15 protein-coding genes and 1 other RNA gene are annotated in these 21,041 nt (G+C 59.2%); 9 read left to right on the top strand and 7 right to left on the bottom strand.

Annotated elements, in window-relative coordinates; translation table 11 throughout:
• Positions 1 to 32: 32 nt before the first annotated feature.
• The 9 genes from N655_RS0110845 (at position 33) to N655_RS0110805 (ending at position 11,377) form a co-directional block, all read left to right on the top strand.
• Positions 33 to 1,178 (top strand): tetratricopeptide repeat protein, encoded by a 1,146-nt coding sequence (locus N655_RS0110845; RefSeq protein WP_026443015.1) that lies wholly within the window; start codon positions 33 to 35, stop codon positions 1,176 to 1,178.
• A 95-nt stretch (positions 1,179 to 1,273) separates the two neighbouring features.
• Positions 1,274 to 1,625, top strand: a transfer-messenger RNA (tmRNA) gene (ssrA, locus tag N655_RS20110).
• A gap of 365 nt (positions 1,626 to 1,990) precedes the next feature.
• Positions 1,991 to 5,818, top strand: a complete 3,828-nt coding sequence (gene smc / locus N655_RS0110835) for a chromosome segregation protein SMC (RefSeq protein WP_026443014.1) — start codon at positions 1,991 to 1,993, stop codon at positions 5,816 to 5,818.
• A 178-nt stretch (positions 5,819 to 5,996) separates the two neighbouring features.
• A complete protein-coding gene (locus N655_RS0110830) occupies positions 5,997 to 6,908 on the top strand; it encodes a phosphoribosylaminoimidazolesuccinocarboxamide synthase (protein ID WP_432757645.1) in 912 nt (303 codons plus the stop codon).
• 74 nt (positions 6,909 to 6,982) lie between these two features.
• Positions 6,983 to 7,519: a CvpA family protein gene (locus tag N655_RS0110825; protein WP_026443012.1), complete on the top strand. Its 537-nt coding sequence runs from the start codon at positions 6,983 to 6,985 to the stop codon at positions 7,517 to 7,519.
• Positions 7,520 to 7,563: 44 nt separating this feature from the next.
• Positions 7,564 to 7,860: a helix-turn-helix domain-containing protein gene (locus N655_RS0110820; protein WP_026443011.1), complete on the top strand. Its 297-nt coding sequence runs from the start codon at positions 7,564 to 7,566 to the stop codon at positions 7,858 to 7,860.
• Positions 7,861 to 7,934: 74 nt separating this feature from the next.
• Entirely contained in the window at positions 7,935 to 8,672 is a 738-nt protein-coding gene (locus N655_RS18455; RefSeq protein WP_044935760.1) for an HAD family hydrolase, read from the top strand.
• Entirely contained in the window at positions 8,669 to 10,525 is a 1,857-nt protein-coding gene (locus N655_RS0110810; RefSeq protein ID WP_081823676.1) for a secretin GspD/PilQ domain-containing protein, read from the top strand. The genes N655_RS18455 and N655_RS0110810 overlap by 4 nt, the downstream gene beginning before the upstream one ends.
• A gap of 90 nt (positions 10,526 to 10,615) precedes the next feature.
• A complete protein-coding gene (locus tag N655_RS0110805) occupies positions 10,616 to 11,377 on the top strand; it encodes a hypothetical protein (RefSeq protein WP_026443009.1) in 762 nt (253 codons plus the stop codon).
• A gap of 74 nt (positions 11,378 to 11,451) precedes the next feature.
• Here N655_RS0110805 and N655_RS18450 read toward each other — a convergent pair whose 3' ends face one another.
• The 7 genes from N655_RS18450 to nuoG all read right to left on the bottom strand — a co-directional run bounded on the left by N655_RS18450 (position 11,452) and on the right by nuoG (position 20,956).
• Entirely contained in the window at positions 11,452 to 12,921 is a 1,470-nt protein-coding gene (locus N655_RS18450; RefSeq protein ID WP_044934472.1) for an NADH-quinone oxidoreductase subunit N, read from the bottom strand.
• A complete protein-coding gene (locus N655_RS18445) occupies positions 12,922 to 14,436 on the bottom strand; it encodes a complex I subunit 4 family protein (RefSeq protein WP_044934470.1) in 1,515 nt (504 codons plus the stop codon). It lies immediately after the preceding gene.
• A gap of 130 nt (positions 14,437 to 14,566) precedes the next feature.
• Positions 14,567 to 16,606, bottom strand: a complete 2,040-nt coding sequence (gene nuoL, locus N655_RS0110790) for an NADH-quinone oxidoreductase subunit L (RefSeq protein ID WP_026443008.1) — start codon at positions 16,604 to 16,606, stop codon at positions 14,567 to 14,569.
• Positions 16,603 to 16,905, bottom strand: coding sequence for an NADH-quinone oxidoreductase subunit NuoK (gene nuoK / locus N655_RS0110785; RefSeq protein ID WP_026443007.1), 303 nt, complete (start codon positions 16,903 to 16,905; stop codon positions 16,603 to 16,605). The genes nuoL and nuoK overlap by 4 nt, the downstream gene beginning before the upstream one ends.
• A gap of 1 nt (position 16,906) precedes the next feature.
• Positions 16,907 to 17,404, bottom strand: a complete 498-nt coding sequence (locus N655_RS0110780; RefSeq protein WP_026443006.1) for an NADH-quinone oxidoreductase subunit J family protein — start codon at positions 17,402 to 17,404, stop codon at positions 16,907 to 16,909.
• A 50-nt stretch (positions 17,405 to 17,454) separates the two neighbouring features.
• On the bottom strand, positions 17,455 to 18,507 hold the full coding sequence (nuoH, locus tag N655_RS0110775; protein ID WP_026443005.1) for an NADH-quinone oxidoreductase subunit NuoH: 1,053 nt from the start codon (positions 18,505 to 18,507) through the stop codon (positions 17,455 to 17,457).
• 100 nt (positions 18,508 to 18,607) lie between these two features.
• Positions 18,608 to 20,956 (bottom strand): NADH-quinone oxidoreductase subunit NuoG, encoded by a 2,349-nt coding sequence (gene nuoG, locus N655_RS0110770; RefSeq protein WP_026443004.1) that lies wholly within the window; start codon positions 20,954 to 20,956, stop codon positions 18,608 to 18,610.
• Positions 20,957 to 21,041: the final 85 nt, after the last annotated feature.

Below are 21,041 nucleotides of genomic sequence, written 5' to 3'. Positions count from 1 at the left end.
CTCAAGGATGAGATAGGATTTTGGTCATAAAAATGGACAGGACCGTACTCTCTTCCCTCCTCGCCTGCCTCCTGTTGGGGACCGCCAGCAGCCAGTCTGCCAGTTGGCAGCAGGCCTTTCAGCAGGGCACGCAGGCCGCGCAGCAGGGCCGCTTTGATGAAGCCGCGGCAGACTTCCGGGCCGTGGTGCAACAAAACCCGACCTTTGCTCCGGCCTATCTGGACCTGGGACTGGCCCTGCAGGGCGCACAAAAGCCCGACGAAGCCATCTCGGCACTGAAACATGCCGTGGCCCTGGACCCGAAGCTTCGCGGAGCGGAGCTGTTTCTGGGCATCGCTTACTACAAAACAGGTAATGGCGCCGAGGCCATTCGCGTACTCCGGTCCGCTGCCCTTCACTTCCCCTCAGATGCGAAGGTCTGGATGTGGCTCGGTGTCGCCCAGTTGGCTGACGGCAAGTACGACGATGCCGCCCGCTCCCTGGACAAGGCCGCCGCCCTGGACCCGGACGACGTGGACATCATGTATCACCGTGGCCGAGCACACATGCTTGTCTCCAAACAAATCTATTCGCAGATGTACGAAAAGTATCCGAAGTCCTGGCGTATTCATCAGGTCCTGGCGCAGTCTTTTGAGGAGCAGGACAAGACCGAGGAGGCGGCAAGGGAATACCAGAGGGCCATTGCTCTTGCCCCTCAGGAACCCGGCCTGCACGAATCTCTCGGCGACATTGAATGGATGATCAATGACCTGGACGCGGCCAAGGCCGCCTATGAGGCCGAGAGACAAATCGACCCCTACAGCACTTCGGTCCTTTATAAACTGGGCGCTCTTTACATCGTGCGGGAACAACCCAGCGAGGGACTTCCTTTGTTACAGGAGGCCCTGAAAAGAAACCCCGGTCTCTATCAGGCACATTTCTGGCTGGGCAGGGCGGCTGAATCCGCGGACGAGACCCGGAAGGCCATCGAGGAGTTTGAAATTGCTGCAACCGCCAATCCCGAAGATACCGACACCCGGCGCTCTGCCTACTATCATCTTGTGCGGCTCTACCGCAAAGAGGGCCAGCCAGACAAGGCACGGGAGGCCCTGCAGCAGTTTGAGCAGCTGCGCGCCCTGCAGCAGACCACCGGCGCGCATCGCATCGAGGAAAAGATCGCCGAGCAGCAATCGCAATAGCAGAAGCCACCCGGCCCTTTTCCGCATCCAAAGAGCGTAGAATAGGCTTTAGTTCTTTCTCATCGCTTCAAACTTCCTCGAAGCGGCTCCACATTGGGGGCGTCACGGTTTCGACGGAATTGTTTGCGGCAAAGAGGCATGCCGGGGGCTGGGCACCCGTAATCGCCTGGAAAATGATAATTGCCGATCATCAACTGGCATACGCTGCTTAATTGACTAAGTAGCCGTCCTCCACGGCTTGGCCTGCGGGCCGGGGAAGGACGTCGCACAGCAGGCTGGTCTTTGCGGCTGGGTCTGGGCCGTAGAGACAAGATCTACGGACTAGCGATGCGCACATCTTGTCCGTTCTGAGTGCACAAAGCGAAACTTTCCGGAACGCGACTGAGCATGGAGTCTCTCTGCTGACTGCAATTTCGGACGCGGGTTCGACTCCCGCCGCCTCCACCAATCTTTTTTACTCGATACGGACAGCGAAGGTCCCTGGACCCCACACCGTCAATCCATCAGACCCATCCTCCCATCTCCGAATAGAACTTTCAGGGAAAAGCGCACCAAGACCAGCACCTTTTCACGCGCTTTTTGCTTGTTTTGCCCTGTTCATCGGACTAATCTCACGATATCTGGCCTCTCCCGCGTCCCCGCTATCCGGAAAATGTTCCACGTGGAACATTTTTTGGGCAAGATGTCCTATTTGTGGAGTTTGGGACGCCTTATCCACAAGATGTTGGGGTGCAGGTGTTGATTCTGCTCTTTCCGGACGCTACAGTTTTCTCTGAAAGCACCTCTCCGGCCTTGTAAAGGAGCACATCCTTATGCTGAAGCTGAAAAAAATCCAGATCCTGGGCTTTAAGTCCTTTTGCGACCGCACCGAGGTGGCCCTGCCTGGGCAAGGCATCGCAGTTGTGGTGGGTCCCAATGGATGCGGGAAGTCCAACATTCTGGACGGGGTGAGCTGGGTCCTTGGAGAGCAGAGCGCCAAGAGTCTGCGCGGCGGCAAGATGGAGGACGTCATCTTTGCTGGAACGCGCGACCGCAAACCTCTGGGCATGGCGGAGGTCTCCATAACCCTCATTGATCCAGAGGCCTATACCGGCGGCCCTCTATTGCAGGAGCCGGAAATCGTCATTGAGAACGAGATGGACCCGGACTGGGACGAAGAGAAGCTCCGGGCCGAGCGCATGGCGGAAGTCGAAGAGATCATCGCAGAATCGCAGCCCGGGCAGGTTGTAGAGGCCGAAGCGCCTGCGCAAGCCGAGGCGGAAGGCAACGGCACCCAGGTGGTGCTGAAAATCCGCCGCCGCAAGTTTCAGAGGACCCCGCAGCAGGGTGAAATCGTGGTGACGCGGCGCCTCTTCCGCACCGGCGAAAGCGAATATCTGTTAAATGGCAAGCTCTGCCGTCTCCGCGACATCCAGGACATCTTCATGGGAACGGGCCTGGGGCCGGAGTCCTACGCCATCATCGGGCAGGAGCGCATCGGCCAGCTTCTGAGCTCAAAGCCGCATGACCGCCGCGCCATTATCGAAGAGGCCGCAGGAATCACACGCTTTAAGACAAAGAAGCGGCTTGCCGAGCTGCGCCTGGAACAGGCCAAGCAGAACCTGGCCCGCGTGAATGACATCTTTGAAGAGGTCACGCGTCAGATGGCATCTTTAAAGCGCCAGGCAGCCAAGGCCGAGCGCTATGCTGCCCTGCGCGACGAGATGCGTTCCCGCCTGCGTGTCGTGCTGGCCAGCAAAATTGCGCAGATGGACTCTGAGCAGGCCCGTCTGGAGGCGGAGATTGCCGCACTGACACAAAAGATCGATGACCACAGCGCTGAGATGGAAGCGCTCGATGCCGAGCACACCGCTGGAATGCAGCGTGGTTACGAACTTGACGCCGCAGCAAAGGATGCTTCCACCCGCGCCAACCAGAGCGCCGTGGAACTGGAGCGGGCCAGCTCCAGGCAGAATGCCAACCAGGAACGAATCGCCGAGCTGGGCAAACGCACTGCTTCCGGCGGCGCAGAGCTGGAGCAGGCAAAACAGCAGCTTGAGAATCTGAAGAACGAACGCGAACAGAACCGCGTCTTCTTGCAGACCGCAGCAGCCGAGGCAGAAAGCTTTCGCCAGCAGGCGCAGGCCAGACAGCAACAGGCAAGGGAGGCAGTGCAGGCCGTATCTGCGGCCGAACAGCGCGCAGAGGCCGCCCGCCGCCAGGCAATGCAGCTTCTGCAACAGGTGGGGCAGGCACGCAACCACATGGCGCAGGCCGAGGAGTCGCTGGCCTCATTGGAGCGGGATGCGCAGCGCCTCACCACCGAGATGGAGTCTGTCAGGCGCGACCTGGAAGCGCTGGGGGCAGAGCGCGGGCAGGTCTCGCTCAGGTTCGAGTCGGCCACCGAGACCCTGAAGAGGCTGGAAGCAGAAATTGCCCAGCTTCGCTCCGAAATTTCTGCCAAACGCACCGAAGAAATCGAAGCCAGGAAGCGGGGCGACCAGCTTCGCGCCGAACATGCTACGCTTACCGGACGCCGTAACTCCCTCGAAGCCCTCATTCGCGAGCACAGCTACTCCACGGACACGGTGCGAAAACTGCTGCGCGCCAACTCTCTCGGCGGCGGACTGGCCCCGGTAGGCACCCTGGCCGATTTCCTGGAGGTCACCGGACAGCACGAGCATGTGGTAGATGAGTTCCTGCGCGACGAGCTGAATTATATCGTTGTAAAAAGCTGGGATGCGGCACATGAAGGGATGCGTCTGCTGAAATCCGATGTGGACGGCCGCGCAACATTTCTCGTGCATCCGGAGGATTCCCAGGCAAAGTTCTCTTTTGCAGCAGAGGGCAGCAGCGGAAACCATTATGAACAACAGCACGGAGTAGTGCCGCTCAAGAACTGCATCCGTGTGCTGGATGGCTTTGGCAAATCGCTGGAAGTGATTCTGCCTAAGCTGCGCGATGGCTATGTAACTCCAGATCCGGAGACGGCGCGCTCTCTGGCGCTGGAAAATCCGAACGCGTTTTTCCTTGCACCCTCCGGCGAATGCTTCCACAACGTGACGGTGACGGGCGGGAAACCCAGCGCGGCCGGCCCCCTGGCTTTGAAACGGGACCTGCGTGAGGTGCAACAGAAACTTGAGGCCGTTGAAAAGGAACTGGGGCAGGCCGACCTGAAAGCGGCGGCCCTTGCCCGGGAACTGGCTGATCTGACCAGGCAACTCGATGCAAAAGGCGAAGAGCGCCGCATGGCAGAACGGGAAAGCGCCAACCAAAGTGCCGCGTTGCGCCAGATGGACTCCGAGGTCCAGCGCCTGGAGCGCCGTTTGCAGGAATGGAGCCTGCAAAGCGAGCGAAACAAGGACGCGCGCCATGCCAAGCAGACTTTAATTGAACAAAAGCGCGAAGAGATTGCTCGGCTTGAAACGCAGCACGCCGCCCAGGAACAGTCGCTGGTAGAGCTACAGCAGCAGGTGGAGGAGCTGCGCCGTTTGCGCGAGACCGCGCAGCAGGAGGCCGCGCAGATGTCCGCCGAACTGGCGGGACTCGAAGAGCGTCGCCGCGGGGCAGAGGCCGCCTTCTCGCGCATCACCAGTCTCCATGCTGACATGGAGCGCCGCGTTGCCCAGCTGGAGCAGCAGATTGCCTCGGCTGCGGCCGAGCAGCAGCAGCGCACCCGGGAAAATGAGCAGCTCGCCGTCCAGCAGCAGGAGTGGACGCAGGTCCGCCAGCAGGCACTCGAAGAAGTGGCCACCCTGACGGAAGAGGCGAAGACGCTGCGCGCCAGCCTGGCAGAGACCGAACAGAAGCTGAAGGTCCTGCGCGCAGAAACCGATGCCCTGCGCGAACAGCGCAGCCAATTGAGCACCACTGCCGCAACGCTGGCCGCTGAGCTGAAGCATCTGGAGGAAAGCTGCATCAGCGATTTGAATCTTGAGGCAGCGGCCCTGCGCGAAGATACCGAAATCGCGCGCATTGAGGGAGACGCGCTGACGGCCGAAGATGAGGCCTGCCGCGCCTTACGCCAGAAGCTGGAGAATATGGGGCCGGTGAATATGATGGCGCTGGAGGAATACAAGGAGACGGAGCAGCGCCATCAGTTCCTTGAAACCCAGCGGAAAGACCTGCTTGAGTCGATTGACAATACACAGGCCACCATTAAAGAGATCGATGAGATTTCGCGCACAAAATTCGACGAGGCCTTTGCCCTCATTAATCAGAATTTCAGCGCTGTCTTCTCCAGACTCTTTGGCGGCGGACAGGCCTTCATGCGCCTCACCGATGAGGAGAACGCGGCCGAAAGCGGCGTGGACATTGTGGCACAGCCGCCGGGCAAGAAGCTGCAAAATGTCTTTTTGCTCTCCGGTGGAGAAAAGGCCCTCACTGCGCTTTCTCTGCTCATGGGCATCTTCCAATACCAGCCCAGCCCCTTCTGCGTACTGGACGAAGTGGACGCGCCGCTGGATGAAACCAACGTAGGCCGTCTGGCGGAGATGCTGCGCAGCATGTCCGCAGATACACAGTTCGTGATGGTCACACACTCCAAGCGTATGATGCAGGCCGCAGACCTCATCTACGGCGTTACCATGCAAGAGCCAGGCGTCTCCAAGGTTGTGAGCGTTCGTCTGGGAGGATTGGAAAAGCAGCGTGCCACTGCATAAATCTTCCCTCGGACAAGGAACAGGACGTCACGTCCGGGACCTTGTCCGGTTACCTTTGTTTTCCCCTTGACAGCCGTCCCTCACTAGTGGCTGGATGCGCGCTCCCCGCATGAAATCCACATCTGCAATGCGTTGACAAACTTTTCTGGCAGAAGCAGAATCAACTTTCAGCCTCTCTGTGAAAGGTATTTCCCCATTGCCAGCGCTTCTTGAAACCGAGTTCAGTGATCTTGTCTTACACGCCCGCGGAAAAGTGCGTGATTTGTACTCGGTGGGTGAGTATCTGCTGCTGGTGGCGACCGACCGCATCTCGGCATTTGATCACGTGCTGGCCACCGGGATTCCGGGCAAGGGCAAAGTGCTCACGCAGATTTCCCTCTTCTGGTTTGATTTTCTAAAGGACATCGTTCCCAACCATCTCATCACGGCGGACGTGGATGAATATCCGCGCGAGCTGGCAGGATACAAAGAAGAACTGCGGGGCCGCTCGATGCTGGTCAAGCGTGCGCAGATGTTTCCTGTAGAGTGCGTAGTACGCGGATATCTTTCCGGATCGGGCTGGAAGGACTATCAGGCCACGGGCGCAGTATGCGGCATCCGGTTGCCGTCGGGGCTGCGCGAATCGGACAAACTGCCTGAGCCGATTTTTACGCCGGCCACAAAGAGCCTGCATGGCAAACACGACGAGAACATCTCGTTTGATGAGATGGTGGCCCTGGTGGGCGCGCGCACTGCGGAACGGCTGCGCGATCTCAGTCTCGCCATCTACCGCAAAGCATCTGACCACGCGGAGGGCCGTGGGCTGGTTCTTGCAGACACGAAGTTTGAATTCGGTACGACTGCTGAGGGCATCATTCTGGCCGATGAGGTGCTTACGCCGGACTCCTCGCGTTTCTGGCCGCGTGATGGATACGCGCCAGGCGGGGCACAGCCCTCTTTTGATAAGCAGTATGTGCGTGATTATCTGGAAAGTATCCGCTGGAACAAGCAGGCCCCTGCGCCCGGCTTGCCAGAGGAAGTCGTGAAAAAGACGCAGGAAAAATATTTGCAGGCTTATGAGCTGCTCACGGGAAAAACGTTGGCGCTCTGAAACAATAAAACCAGTATAGGGTCCGCTCCACGGTCCTGAAGGCCCGGGCGGGCCATAGAGGAAACAGACCGCGCATGACACTTTTGGATTGGGCGATTGTCATCATCCTGATTGTGTCTGTTTTAAGCGCGGCAAAGCATGGCTTTTTTGTAGAGGCCTTCTCGCTTGCCGGAGTTTTTGCAGGACTGCTCCTGGCCAGCTGGAACTACCAGAAGCTCCTCCCCTGGACGGAGCGATGGATTCATCCCCCCGGAGTTGCAGAGGCCATTGCCTTTGTGGCAATTGCCGTAGCCGTCATGATTGCAGCCGGTCTGACCGGGCGGTTCATCCGATGGTCGGTCCGGTCGATCGGGCTGGGCTGGGCCGATCGCCTTATGGGCGCGGCCTTTGGTCTGGTCAAGGGATGTGTGCTGGTTACGCTCGGCGTCATGGCCGTAGCAGCTTTTCTGCCTCATCCAGGATGGATGGAAAGGTCCAGACTGGCGCCATATTTTCTTTCTGCTGCACATGAGGCAGCGATGGTGACGCCGTCTGACCTGGGCCAGCGCATTCGGATGGGAGTAAAAATGATCCGCAATGCGCAGCCGGACTGGCTGAGACCGCAGGCCTGAATGCTGACCGGAGAAAAGCCGGAAAAAAGAGAAACGAGGTACTTGTGAAACGCGAACTGGAAAATCTTGTGGCCGCAATGCACGCGGGTGGCATTACTTACGCTGAGGCTGTGCGTGAATTCAAGCGCCGTTATCTGATGACCGTGCTGGCGCACCACAGGGGAAACCAGTGCAAGGCAGCAAAAGAGCTCGGCATGCACCGCAACACGCTCAGCCGCACCCTGGCAGAGCTGGAAATTGACCCTACGCAGGTCCGCCTCGGGCTCAAGCGTCCGCCGCGTAGCGAGCGTCCTGTATTTGAAGTAAGGCCAGGGACCACGCGATTCGGCGTTTCTTCCTAAAGCAGTAACTCTCGCGCTGAAGCGTGCCGTGCTTTACCCTGAAGACAGATACTTCGAAAAGGACCCTGTTTTCCTTGAGCCATTCCGCACCGACTTCTGCGCCGACACAGCAGCGCGTTTTTTTCCGGCCTGGGTTTTGCTGGGACAAACAGAACGCTTATCTGTTTGACATTGACGGCACCCTGCTGCGCAGTCGCGACCGCATTCACTACAATTCTTTTGCTGAAAGCGTGCGCCAGGTCCTGGGCCGGGAGCTGGTGCTGGATGGCGTGACCCTGAGCGGCAACACGGACCCCGGAATTCTGTACGATGCCTTTCGCCTTGCGGAGCTGGACCCGGAACACTGGGAGCCGCATCTGAAGGCGGTCTTTGACTGCATGTGTTCGCTGGTTGCAGAGCAGAAATCGCAGATGGACCTGGTGAAGATGCCCGGGGTGGATGAGGTGCTCTCCTTCCTGCACCAAAGAGGCGCAGTCCTGGGAGTGGGTACAGGCAACCTGGAGGCCATCGGCTGGCTCAAGCTGGAGGTGCTCGGGATCCGCCACTGGTTCCGTTTCGGGGGCTTCAGCGACCATTTCGTGGCCCGCAAAGACATGATTGCTCATGCGCTTTCGCTGGCGCGCTCCCTGGCCGGGCCGGAGGCCAGCGTATGTGTCATCGGCGACACACCCTTCGACATCGCAGCGGCACGGGACAACGGCCTGCCCACCATCGCCGTGGCGACAGGCCACTACAGCTTCGACGAACTGATGCAACACCAGCCTGAGGCCTGCGTCTCTACCCTGGCCGATCTTCTGAGTACGCCATCATGATGCTGCGCCGCTTCCCTTGCCGGACCTGCATGGTGACGCTGATGCTTACGGGCATTGCAGCTTACGCGCAGAATCCTCCTCGCAAGCATGACCCTGCAGCGGCGACCCGGGCCTTTGTGGAAGGCGCCAAGGCGATGGAAAAGGACGACCTGCGCGGGGCCATCCGGGACTTTGAGCGTGCTACGGAGCTGGACCCCAGCCATCGCGACTATGCGGCTTCCCTCACCATTGCCAAAGAGCACCTGGTGACGCAGCTTGTCCAGGAGGCAAGCAAGGCCCGCCTGCTTGGTGACGAGGCAAAGGCACGCGCTTCTCTGACGGAAGCATACAGGCTGGACCCGCAGAATCCGATCGTCGCACAGCATCTGGATGAGCTGACGGAAGACGTTGTACCCCGCCGCGCTCTGGTGATGCCTGCCGCAGAGCAGCCGTCTCCAGCCGTGCAGCTTGCTCCAGACACAGCGGTGGCCAGCTTTCACCTGCAGGGTCCGGGAACAGACGTGGTCCGGCAGGTATTGGATGCATACGGCATCCAGCCCACACTGGATTCCTCGGTCCCCAGCCAGAGTGTCCGCTTTGATGCAGACAATGTGGATTTTGCCCAGGCTGCGCAATTGCTGAAGCTGGCCACCGGGACATTTTTTGTTCCACTGGACGAAAAACGGGTCCTGGTTGCCGCCGACACCAAAGAGAACCGCGCGAAATATGAGCGGCAGGTGACAGAAACGGTCTACCTGCCGGGTCTGACGCAGGAGGAAGCCACGGAGATTGGCAATGCCGTCCGCCAGGTCTTTGAAATCCAGCAGGCAACCGTCGAACAGCAGCAGCACACGCTGACGGTACGCGGACCGCAAGAGCGCGTGGCCGCACTGAACCGCACCCTGGCCGGACTGTTGGAAGGCCGCAGTCAGGTCCTGCTGGACCTGCGGCTTTATGAGATTGACCAGTCGCGCCTGGTCAACCTGGGCGCACAGTTACCGCAACAGACCACCGTTTTCAACGTCCCGTCAGAAGTCAACCAGATCCTCCAGAACAATCAGAGCGCGGTCCAGCAGATCATCGCCTCGGGTCTGGCCAATGCTGGCGATAATCTGGCGATCGTCGCCATTCTGATTGCCTCCGGCGCGGTAACAGGAACGGTCTTTAACCAGCCCTTTGCACTCTTTGGCGGGGGAATCACGGAGAGCGGCATCACACTGGACCAAGGTGCAACCCTGAACCTCAGCCTCAACTCGTCGGAGACGCGGGAAATTGACCACGTGCAGCTCCGGGTGCAGGACCAGGACGAGGCCACCTTCCGCAGCGGCACTCGCTATCCGATCATTACCTCCACTTACTCCAATCTTGCCGGAACGTCGCTCAGCATTAACGGCATCTCCCAGGCCGGACTTTCCAGCTACTTGCAGAACCTGGGCATCAGCGCCGCTGCATTGGAGAGCAGCCTGAACGCCACGATTCCTCAGGTGCAGTACCAGGACCTGGGGTTGACTCTGACCGCCACGCCGCGGATCCAGCAGGGCCGCGACGTCTCCTTGAAGCTGGACCTGAAAATTACCTCGCTTACCGGACAAACTTTGGATGGCAACCCAATCCTCAGCAACCGGCAGTATACGGGCTTTGTGACGCTGGCCAAAGGGGAAAGCGCCCTGGTGGTCAGTAACCTGACGAAGCAGCAAAGCCTGGCGGTCAGCGGCCTCCCCGGGCTGAGCGAACTGCCGGGATTCTTACAGGCCACGGCAAACCAGAATACCGATGTGACCACATCGAAAATGGTCGTTCTGATTACCCCTTATATTGTCCGCCTCAGCCATCCTCATCCCGCGGGCCAGATGGTCATGTTGCCTGTGCATTGAGCCAGATGCTTTCCGTCTGCTGAAAATTCTCCGAACATCCGGCCAGAAACAGGCGTCTAATGAGATAAGGAAGAAGAAAGGTCCCCGAGGATGCGTGGCCTTCTGACACTCCCGTTGCTTGCCGGACTGATCTGCGTGCCTCTGGAAGCGCAGCGCGTGGCGCACATGGGAGGCGGCTTCTCTGCGCCTCATCCTGTGGGCGGGTTCCGTTCTGCATCCTCTCCTGCTTTTGCTTTCGCTCCACGCAGTGCCCCCTTTCCTTCGCCATACCGGTTGCATTTCTCTTCCCGCTTTCCAGCAGCGGCGCCATATCGCCTTCCCTATGGTTTTGGACGGAATGCAAACTGGTATCGCGGCGGGCACAGGCCGCCTTATCGAGGCCGAGGCGACCACGACCGCAGGACCTACGTTCCCTACTTTTATGCCAACTCCACCTATCTGGTTCCGGGCCTGCTGAACGCCTGGTGGGACGGACCATACAGCGTAGACGCGACTGACTCTGGCATGGAGCTCCCCCCGGAGAATGCGATGCAGCGCTCTGCAGACCCGGAGCCACAGCCAGAGCAAGGAACACAGCAGCGTGCAGCATCGAACCAAGAATATCCGCCGCCACCGACGGCCGCGTCTCCGCCGCTGACTCTTGCCGCTGTCACTCTGGTCTTCAAAGACGGCCACACCCAGCAGGTCCGCAACTATGCGATGACCGGCACGACCCTGTATGTGCTCGACGATGCGGCCTCTACGGGACGCAGACCGGAGATCCCACTGAGCAGCATTGACCTTGCGGCCACGCTCCGGGTCAACCAGCAGGCTGGAGTGGAATTTACGCCTCCAGGCAATGGAAGCGAATGAAACCGGGAAGCTTTCTATACGCGACGACGAGAGCAAGGGCCTGTACTGAAAAACAGACAGGCCCTGCTCTGGAACTACTTCATGGCCGTGGTCACGAAGGGGGCCAGTGTGTTGGCCCCTGCTCTGGCTAGCGAAAGTGCCTGCCCCGGCACAATGCCCAGAATCAAGGTGGCGGCAACCGTCAAGACCAGCGCAAGCAGCAGAGGAACTGTGGGACGCGGAATACCATCCAGCAAGTCCGTGTGGACAGGCTTAGAGTAAACCGATGCCAGCAGCTTCAGGTAGTAGTAGGCGGCGATACCGCTGTTGATTAGTCCAATGATGGTGAGCCAGACCATGCCCGAGTGGAGTGCCGCGGCAAAGACATAAAACTTGCCGAAGAAACCGCCCGTAAACGGGATGCCAATGAGCGAAATCAGAAAGAAGGCCATGGCGCCGCCGAGCAAAGGCGAGCGGTAGGCAAGGCCCCGGTAGTCCTGAATGAGGGTGAGGCGGTCGCTGAAACCTCCGGCATGGCTGATGACAGCAAAGATGCCCACATTCATGGCTGCATAGGTCATGGCGTAAAAACTGGCGGCGGCAATGCCTTCCTGTGAGAGCGCGGTGAAGGCGGCCAATAGGTATCCTGCGTGCGCAATGGAGGAGTAGGCCAGCATCCGCTTGACGTTTTGCTGCCGCAAAGCGCCGAGGTTCCCCACGCACATGGAGAGCACGGCCATCCACCAGACCAGGGGCTGCCAGTGATGATGCAGCAGCGGGAAGGCAACGTAGAGGATACGGAGCAGAACGGCAAAGGCCGCGGCCTTAGGTGCAGTGGACATCAGTCCGACGACCGGCGAAGGAGCACCTTCGTAAACATCGGGCGTCCAGACCTGGAATGGCGCGGCGGAGACCTTGAAGCCGATGCCGATGAGAATCATCGCCAGTCCAATGACGGCAAGAACCGGCGTCTGGCTGACAGTGAGTAGCCCGGCAATGGCCGCAATGGCAGTGGTGCCGGTAGCGCCGAAGACGAGCGCAATACCGTAGAGGAAGAATGCTGTGGCAAATGAGCCAAGGAGGAAATACTTGATGGCTGATTCAGGCCCCTTGGCGCTCCGGCGGCGGAAGCAGGCCATGATGTAGGTCGAGATGGAAGAGATTTCAAGACCAATAAAGACCAGGAGCAGCTCGACGGCGGATGTCATGAGCATCATACCGGTGGCGCCAAAGCAGATGAGGGCGAAAAATTCGCCGACGCTTTCAGCTTCGCGGTCCATCGAGTCCAGGGCAACGAGCAATGTTGCCAGCACGATTCCGGCAATCAGCACGTGGAAAAAGACGCTGTAGACATCGGTTTGCACCGTTCCGTAGTAGGCGGTCCCGTCCGGGAGATGCAGTTGCCAGAGGCTTGCGAAAAGTGCGGCAAGCGTACCAAGAATGGCAAACCAGCCGAGCGGCCTGCGGCTTGCATTCCTGGCCAGCATGGGCTCGGCGAGCATAATGAGGACGCCGGTGATGGTAAGGACGACTTCGGGGAGAATACGGGCCAATTGCATGTTCATTTATCGCTTCTCCGCCACGTTGGTGGTAAGGGTCGAGGTGACGTGCGCCACGCTCTGCGCCAGTCCGCTGACCGCGGTATGGATGGCGCGGATCCAGTAAGGCGAGGCAACGCCAAGAACCAGCATCAGCACAGCAGCGGGCACGAGCGCAAAGCCTTCCCGCGCGACCACATCAGAAGCCGGCCTGCTGGCTACGAGCGCGGATTCCTGCCCGTAAAAGACCCTCTGGATGAGGCCCAGCATGTAAGCTGCGCTGAGAATGACCCCTGTGGTAGCGGCGATGGTCCAGCCGGGATGCACGCCGTAGCTGGAGCTGAGAATCAGGAACTCGCCAACGAAACCGTTGAGGATGGGCAGGCCAACAAGCGAGAGCGCGGTGATGATATAGAGGGTCGCCATGCGCGGCAACTTTGATGCCAGGCCGCCGTACTGGGACATTTCATAGGTACCGTAACGCTCATACAGGATGCCGAGCAGGATGAGAAAGGCAGCGCCGGAGAGTTCATGGTTGATGATCTGAAAGACCGCCCCGTTCAGCCCCACCACCGTAAAGCAGAAGATGGCGAGGGTCACGAAGCTGAGGTGGCCGACAGTGGAGAAGGCGATGAGGCGCTTCATGTCCTCCTGCACGAGGGCGACCAGGGCCCCGTAGATGATGCCGATGACAGCAAGCGCGACCATGAGGGGCGCAATCTGCCGCGACTGTTCAGGGAACAGCCCGAGGTTGAAGCGAATGATGGAATAGAGGCCGAGCTTTCCGGCCACGACCATTGCCATGGCGGTCGGCGCTTCTGAAAAGACATCCGCAAGCCATCCATGGAGCGGGAAGACGGGGACTTTGACTGCGAAGGCCACCAGGAAGGCCAGCGACACCCACCAGAGAGACTGCGGCGAAAGCAACGCACCGTTGCGGAGAAGAAACTTCTGTGTCTCGACAAAGTCGAAGGTACCTGTCTTTGCGTAGAGCCAGAGCAGTGCAACCAGCAGCAGCGCCGACGGGATGAAGGTGTAGAGGAAGAACTTGATGGCAGCCTGCGGGCCGCGATTGCGTCCGAACATGGCGATGAGAATGGCCATGGGGACCAGCGACAGCTCCCAGAAGGCATAGTAGAGGAACATGTCGAGCGCGACAAAGACGCCAAGCATGGCCGTCTGCTGGATGAGGAAGAGAAAGTAGAATTCCTTGGTCCGCGTGGAGATGGCATTCCAGGATGCGAGCACGGCCAGCGGCCCCAGAAATCCGACCAGCACGACCAGCCAGGTCGAGATGCCGTCCACCCCAACGTGGTAGCGGATGTTGGGGCTGGTGATCCAGGAGCGGTCCTGCTCAAACTGAAATCCTGTCTGCCCATAGTGGAAATGTGCGGGCAGATGGAGTGTGAGCACGAAGGTGGCAAGCGTGACCAGCAGCGTAAACCACTGGATCGTCTTTCCCCGCCTCGGCAGAAAGGCGACGACGAATGCGCCTGCGGTGGGCACAAACGTAATCAGCGACAGGATGGAATCGTTCAACACGAATACGTTCCTTCTATGACTTTTCGGTCGTCATTCTCGCGGCCAGGACCAGGAAGAACCCTCGCACTGCATCCTCTGTTGAGGTTCTTCGCCACTCTCTACCTTCAGAAATGACGGACCATTTGCGCACTTACCGAAAGGAGAAGTGCGCGCCAAATCCAAAATAAGTCAGCAGCAATAACGCTGCTGCGCCGATGGCAAGCCATCCGGCATACGAGCGAATGTTCCCCGACTGCCACCGCTGCACAATGGAACCGATGCCCTGCGTGGAATAGGCCACCGCAAGGCTTCCGCCGGTGAGCACACCCGTGTCGAGCAGCCCTTTAAGCACGTAGCGCGAAATCAGCAGCAGCGGAGTAACAAGGACGGCCCCGTAAAGCTCGTCCACCCAGTATTTGTTTAGCAGCAGTGTGTAGACACCGCGCAGCTTTGCCGCAAGCTGCGCAGGCAGCTCCGGCTTCATGAAGTAGAAAAGATGGGCAAAGAACCATCCGATGCCGGCAACTGCGACAGAGACAGCTGCGAGCACCAGCTCCAGCGATTTGCTGCCTTCCGGTGCCTCCTGGGGCGCGGGATGGACCACCGTCTGCGGCTGTGTGTTCATGGCCACGCTCACCTGCTCAAAAGAGAGCGGCTCAGTATGCATGACCGGAGACAGGAAGTGCTCGATTTCGTTGTGTCCGCCGAGCGCCGCAGGAACCCCGACCCATCCACCGATAACGGAGAGAATGGCGAGGATCATGAGCGGAATCGTCATGACCGCCGGGCTTTCATGCACGCCGTGTCCATGTCCGTGTCCGTGTCCATGGCCCTCTGCAGGTGTTTCCTTCATGCGGCCCTCGCCGAAGAAGGTGAGATACCAGAGGCGGAACATATAGAAGGAGGTCAGCCCGGCGGTGAGTAGACCAATGAACCAAAGAATTTTGCCGATGCTGTTGGGCGAGATAAATGCCTGATAAAGAATCTCGTCTTTGCTGAAGAAGCCGGCAAAGGGCGGAAAGCCAGCAATCGCGAAGACGGCGGCCGTCATCGTCCAGAAGGTGACGGGGATTTTTTTGCGCAGGCCGCCCATCAGGCGCATATCCTGCTCGCCGCTCAAGGCATGGATGACGGAACCTGCGGCCAGAAAGAGCAGGGCCTTGAAGAAAGCGTGGGTCAGCAGATGGAAGATGCCCGACGAGTATGCGGCCACACCACAGGCCAGAAACATGTAGCCCAGCTGCGAGACCGTGGAGTAGGCCAGCACACGCTTGATGTCCGTCTGGACCAGTCCGATGGTCGCTGCAAAAAGCGCCGTTGCGGCGCCGATGATGGCAACCGTCGTCAGGGCGAAAGGCGAGCGGTCAAAGATGGCGTGCGAGCGTGCGACCATATAGACGCCTGCTGTGACCATGGTGGCTGCGTGAATCAGCGCAGAGACGGGCGTCGGTCCTTCCATCGCGTCCGGCAGCCAGACGTAGAGCGGAATCTGGGCGGACTTTCCCGTTGCACCGAGAACGAGAAAGAGCGCAATCGCGGTGAGGAAGCCCCCCTGCCATTCCGGATGCTGCGCAATCTGCGCAAAGATGCCGTGGAAGCTCAGGGTGCCGAAATGTGCGATCAGCAGAAAGAGCGCAATCAGAAAACCAAAGTCACCCACACGGTTGACGACGAAGGCCTTTTTGCCCGCATTGGCGGCAGAGTCGCGCGTGAAGTAATAGCCAATCAGCAGGTATGAAGCCAGACCCACGCCTTCCCAGCCCACGAACATGAGCAGAAAGTTTTCCGCCAGCACCAGCGTCAGCATGAAGAACATGAAGAGGTTCAGATAGGCGAAGAAGCGCCAGTATCCGTCCTCTTCGGCCATGTATCCGGCCGAGTAGACATGGATGACAAAGCCCACGCCGGAGACCACCATCAGCATGATGAGCGTAAGCTGGTCGAGCGCAAAGGCAAAGTCGGCGTGGAAATTGCCGGCGGCAATCCAGGAACCGAGGTTTTCGGTATAAGGCAGCGTCAGGCCATGGAAGCGCGCCGCGATGGTCAGCACCTGAAGGAAAGGGACGAGCGTGGCAATCCAGGCCACGGCCGTCACCAGGGCCTTGGGAAAGCGGCGGCCCAGCAGACCGTTCACCAGAAATCCGGCGAAGGGGACGATCGGAATCAGCCAGAGATGGAGGGAACTGGTCATAGTTTCATCAAATCCACTTGGTCAACGTTGAGGGTATTGCGGGTGCGGAAGATGGCGATGATGATCGCCAACCCGACTGCGGCTTCAGCTGCGGCCACGACCATGACGAAGAAGACAAAGATCTGTCCGCTGACGTGCCGCCACTGGTGCGCGAAGGCAACAAAGGTCAGGTTGACCGCGTTCAGCATCAGCTCAATGGACATGAAGACGGTAATAATGTTGCGCTTGATGAGAAACGCCCCGACCCCAATCGAGAACAGGACCGCGCTCAGGACCAGATAATAGGAGATGGGGACCATGCTATTCGTGCCCCTTTCTTGCCAGCGCCACAGCACCCAGAATGGCAACCAGGATCAGTACAGAGGTGACCTCGAAGGGCAGCAGAAGATCTCGAAAGAGCACGCGGCTGAGGTCCTGCGTGGTGACCAGAGATTCGCCCAGCTTCGCCGACCCGAGCGCATCGCCCTGCTTGAGAAAGATGTAGGCCAGCACCCCCAGGATCGCCGCCGCCCCCGGGATACCGGCGATGTAGGCGGCCTTGCTGCCGTGGGTCTTCTCTTCGCGTCCGGCATTCAGCAGCATGATGACAAAGGTAAACAGCACCATGATTGCGCCGGAGTAGACGATGACCTGCGCAGCGGCGAGAAATTCCGCTCCGAGCAGCAGATACAGCACAGCGAGTGAGGTCATCACCACAATCAGCGACAGCGCGCTGTTGATAGGATGGCGTTGCAACAGCAGATTCAGGGCCCCTGCAACGCACAACCCTCCGAAGATAAAGAACAAAGCTAAGTGCATGTCCGTGAACTTCTATCTGTTCCGGGCCGGGCCCGGCGCTCTAACTCTACTCAGGCGCGATAAGCCAGCCAGAGGCTTGTCGCAATAATGTTGAGAATTGCAACGGGCAGCAGAAACTTCCAGCCAAAGCCCATCAGTTGGTCGTAACGGAAACGCGGCAGTGTTCCGCGTACCCAAATATAGAGAAACAAGAAGAAAAATACCTTGACGACAAACCAGAAGACCGGAAGCAGCGCCTGGACCACCGGCCCTCCCCAGGCCGAAAGAAGATTTCCAAACGGGCTGGACCATCCACCTAGGAACAGCAGGGTGGCCACGCAGCTTACGGTAATCATGTTGGCGTATTCAGCCATAAAGAACATAGCAAACTTCATCGAGCTGTATTCGGTATGGTATCCAGCGGTGAGTTCGCTTTCCGCCTCCGGAAGATCAAAGGGAGCGCGGTTGGTTTCCGCATAGGCCGCAGTCAGATAAATGAAGAAGGCCACGAATTGGAGTCCGCCAAAGACGTTCCAGGAAAGAAGCCCGTGCGTTGCCTGGATGTCCACGATATCGCGCAGGCGGAAGGACCCGGCGCGCAACACCACTCCGACCAGGGAAAGCCCCAGAGCAAGCTCATAGCTCACAAGCTGGGCACTCGAACGCAGCGCACCCAGCAGCGAGTACTTACTGTTGGAAGACCATCCGGAAAGGGCGATGCCGTACACGCCCACCGAGGTAACGCCAAGAATGACCAGCAGGCCGATGTTCAGGTCGGAGATCTGAAAGAGATCGACGCCTTTGACGGAAATCTCTCTGCCGAAGGGGACCACGGCGATCGAGATCAGCGCGCAGGTCAGCGCAATCACCGGTGCAAGAATGTAGAGCGGCTTGTACACATGGGTTGGCAACAGGTCTTCCTTCAGGAAGAGCTTGATGCCATCGGCCAGGGGCTGCAACAGCCCGAAGGGGCCGACACGGCTGGGTCCCCAGCGGTTCTGGATGCGTCCAACGACTTTCCGCTCCAGAAGGACCGTATACGCCACCGCTGTCAGCAGGACCACCGTGACGACGGCGACCTTCAGCACACTCAACAGCAGAAAAATCCAGATACTTGCTTCCATCAGGCCTTCCAAAAAAATTTGGCCGGGGCCGGGGCCCCTTTGCTGCACGCTCGTGTTTCCCGGGCAAAGGCCTCATGCCTTCGCCTGAATCCTGAGAACTTCAGTCTGCCGCAGCCTCAACCGGCTTGGGCGTCGTATGTGACTCCAGTACTTCCTTGAGCTTGTCGCTGTAACGCCCCAAAGTTCCTGAGGTAAAGAGGCCGTCTTCGGCCGGCAGCACCAGATCGCGACGCGCCGCAGCTGAAGTGATCTGCACCAGTCCTGGATTCGAATGCTGGTCGCTTCCAGCCAGCAGTTCCAGACGCGAAAAGCTGTAGCTCGGCACCAGCCGCTGGATCTCATCGAGCGTAGCGAACGGGTCAAACGGACTGAGCTTCGGCTCCAGGTTATGGGCCGCAAGCCAAACGCTGTGACGGTCGGCCTCCCCGGACTGAGCACCACGCGTCTGCCCCATATCGGCGTGAACGCCACGGCCGAAGGGGACCAGCTTCTTCGGATTGGCGGCCATACGGTCTGCCAGGCGGACGATCAACTCAAAGTCTGCACGTGTACCGGCCTTGTCAGCGGCCTTTTTGACCAGCTGAATGTCGCCATACGTGTTGGTGACGGTCCCGGCCTTCTCGTAAAGATTCGCTGCGGGGAAGACTACGTCGGCAAGCTGGGCCGTCTCGGTCAGGAACATGTCCTGCACCACCACAAATGTGTTCTTCAACGCGGCCGGATCTACGTTGTACCGCGCAATGGGGTTTGCTCCGACGACATAAAGCGCCGCCAGGCTGCCGTTTTGCGCTGCGTCAAACATCTGCAGAAGGTCCAGCCCAGGTGTCGTCGGCAAGGTGGCGCCGTACTCTTCCGCAAAATGGCCGGCATCGGAAACCGGGCGGTAGCCGGGCAGATAGTCCGGCAGCAGCCCCATGTCGGCTGCGCCGCGCGAGTTGACGTAATCGCCCAGCAGGGCAAATTTGGTGTTCGGCAGAGAAAGCCCAAAATCTACCAGCGATTGGATGTCGCGTCCACGGAATTCAGAACCGAAAACAATCAGCAGCGACTCTTCTTTGCGGATGGCATCGCGGAAGGCCGCCGTCTGTTCATTGGCGGCAATGGCCGAGTTGTTTCCGGCCAGATACTGCACCAGGGCCGCGTAGCCATCCTGCGGGACCTGCACAAACTGCTTTGCCTGACGGCGCAGCTTGATCTCCGCATGGTTGGCAATGTAAAGCCGCGCACGGTTCAAACGGACATTGCTGCGAAGGTTCCAGGCCAGGGCCGGATGTTGCTCCGTTGGATCATTGCCCAGAAGCAGGACGGCCGGGGCCGATGCCGTATCGCGCAGAGAGGCCGTGCGGTCTGCCTTTCCGGCCAGCGCCGCGGCAAAGGATACATAGTCCGCCGTACGATGATGATCCACATTGTTCGTACCCAGCACCGTACGCGCAAACTTCTGCAGGAGATAGTTTTCTTCGTTCGTGGTGCGATTGGAGCCAATGACGCCGATGGACTGTCCGCCACGGGCGTCCCGAATTTCGCGCAGTTTCTTTGCTGCAAAATCCAGGGCCTCGTCCCAGGCCACTTCCTTCAACTGGCCGTCAGACTGGCGGACAAGCGGTTTTGTCAGGCGCTCGGTGCGGTTCGCAAAATCGAAGGCGTAGCGCCCTTTGATGCAGAGGAAGTCGCCGTTGATGCCGCTCTTGTCACGGTTGTCGCCGCGCACAATCTCCATCCCATCATTGGAACGGCGCGTGCCCAGAGTGGTCTTGCAGCCGTCGCCGCAATGCGTGCAGATGGTGGCCACATGGGTCATCTCCCAGGGGCGCGTTTTATAACGATAGGTACCGGAGGTAAGAGCGCCGACCGGGCAGATGTCAATGCACATGCCGCACTCTTCGCATTCGAGGTGGTCCTGACCATTGGGGGCGATGACGGCACTGACGCCGCGGTTCTGGATCCCCAGCGCCCAGACGTCCATACCCTCGCCGCAGACGCGGACACAGCGATAGCAAAGAATGCAGCGAGGGCGGTCAAAGTAGACCACCGGCGACCACTGCTGCTCTTCGCGGTGTTGCTTGATTTCGACGTACTTTGATTCCGCCGCACCGTATTTGAATGTCATGTCCTGCAGCTCGCACTCGCCGCCCGCATCGCAGACGGGACAATCCAGCGGGTGATTGCCGAGCAGCAGTTCAATGGTGGCCTTGCGCGCCTGCTTGATCTCGTCCGTCTCGGTCTGGACGACCATGCCTTCAGCCACAGGAGTCGTGCAGGCCGTCTGCAGCTTCGGCATCTTCTCGATGCGCACCACACACATGCGGCAGGCCGCCTGCAGAGAGAGTCCGGGATAGTAGCAAAAAGCGGGGATTTCGATGCCTGCGGCCTTGCAGGCATCAATCAGCAGCGTCCCGGCAGGTGCGGTCAGCTTCTTGCCATCAACGGTAAAAGTTACGTCAGCCATTCAAATTCCTTTATGCCGAAAGCCTGTTCCATGCACCAGAAACAGTCGCGCAGCCCTTCTTCACAGGACGAAGCTGTTGCCGGTG

This window comes from Pseudacidobacterium ailaaui (assembly GCF_000688455.1).
Classification (GTDB): domain Bacteria; phylum Acidobacteriota; class Terriglobia; order Terriglobales; family Acidobacteriaceae; genus Pseudacidobacterium; species Pseudacidobacterium ailaaui.
The sequence above is the reverse complement of the archived record's forward strand: the minus strand, read 5'-3'. Positions and strand labels throughout refer to the sequence as shown.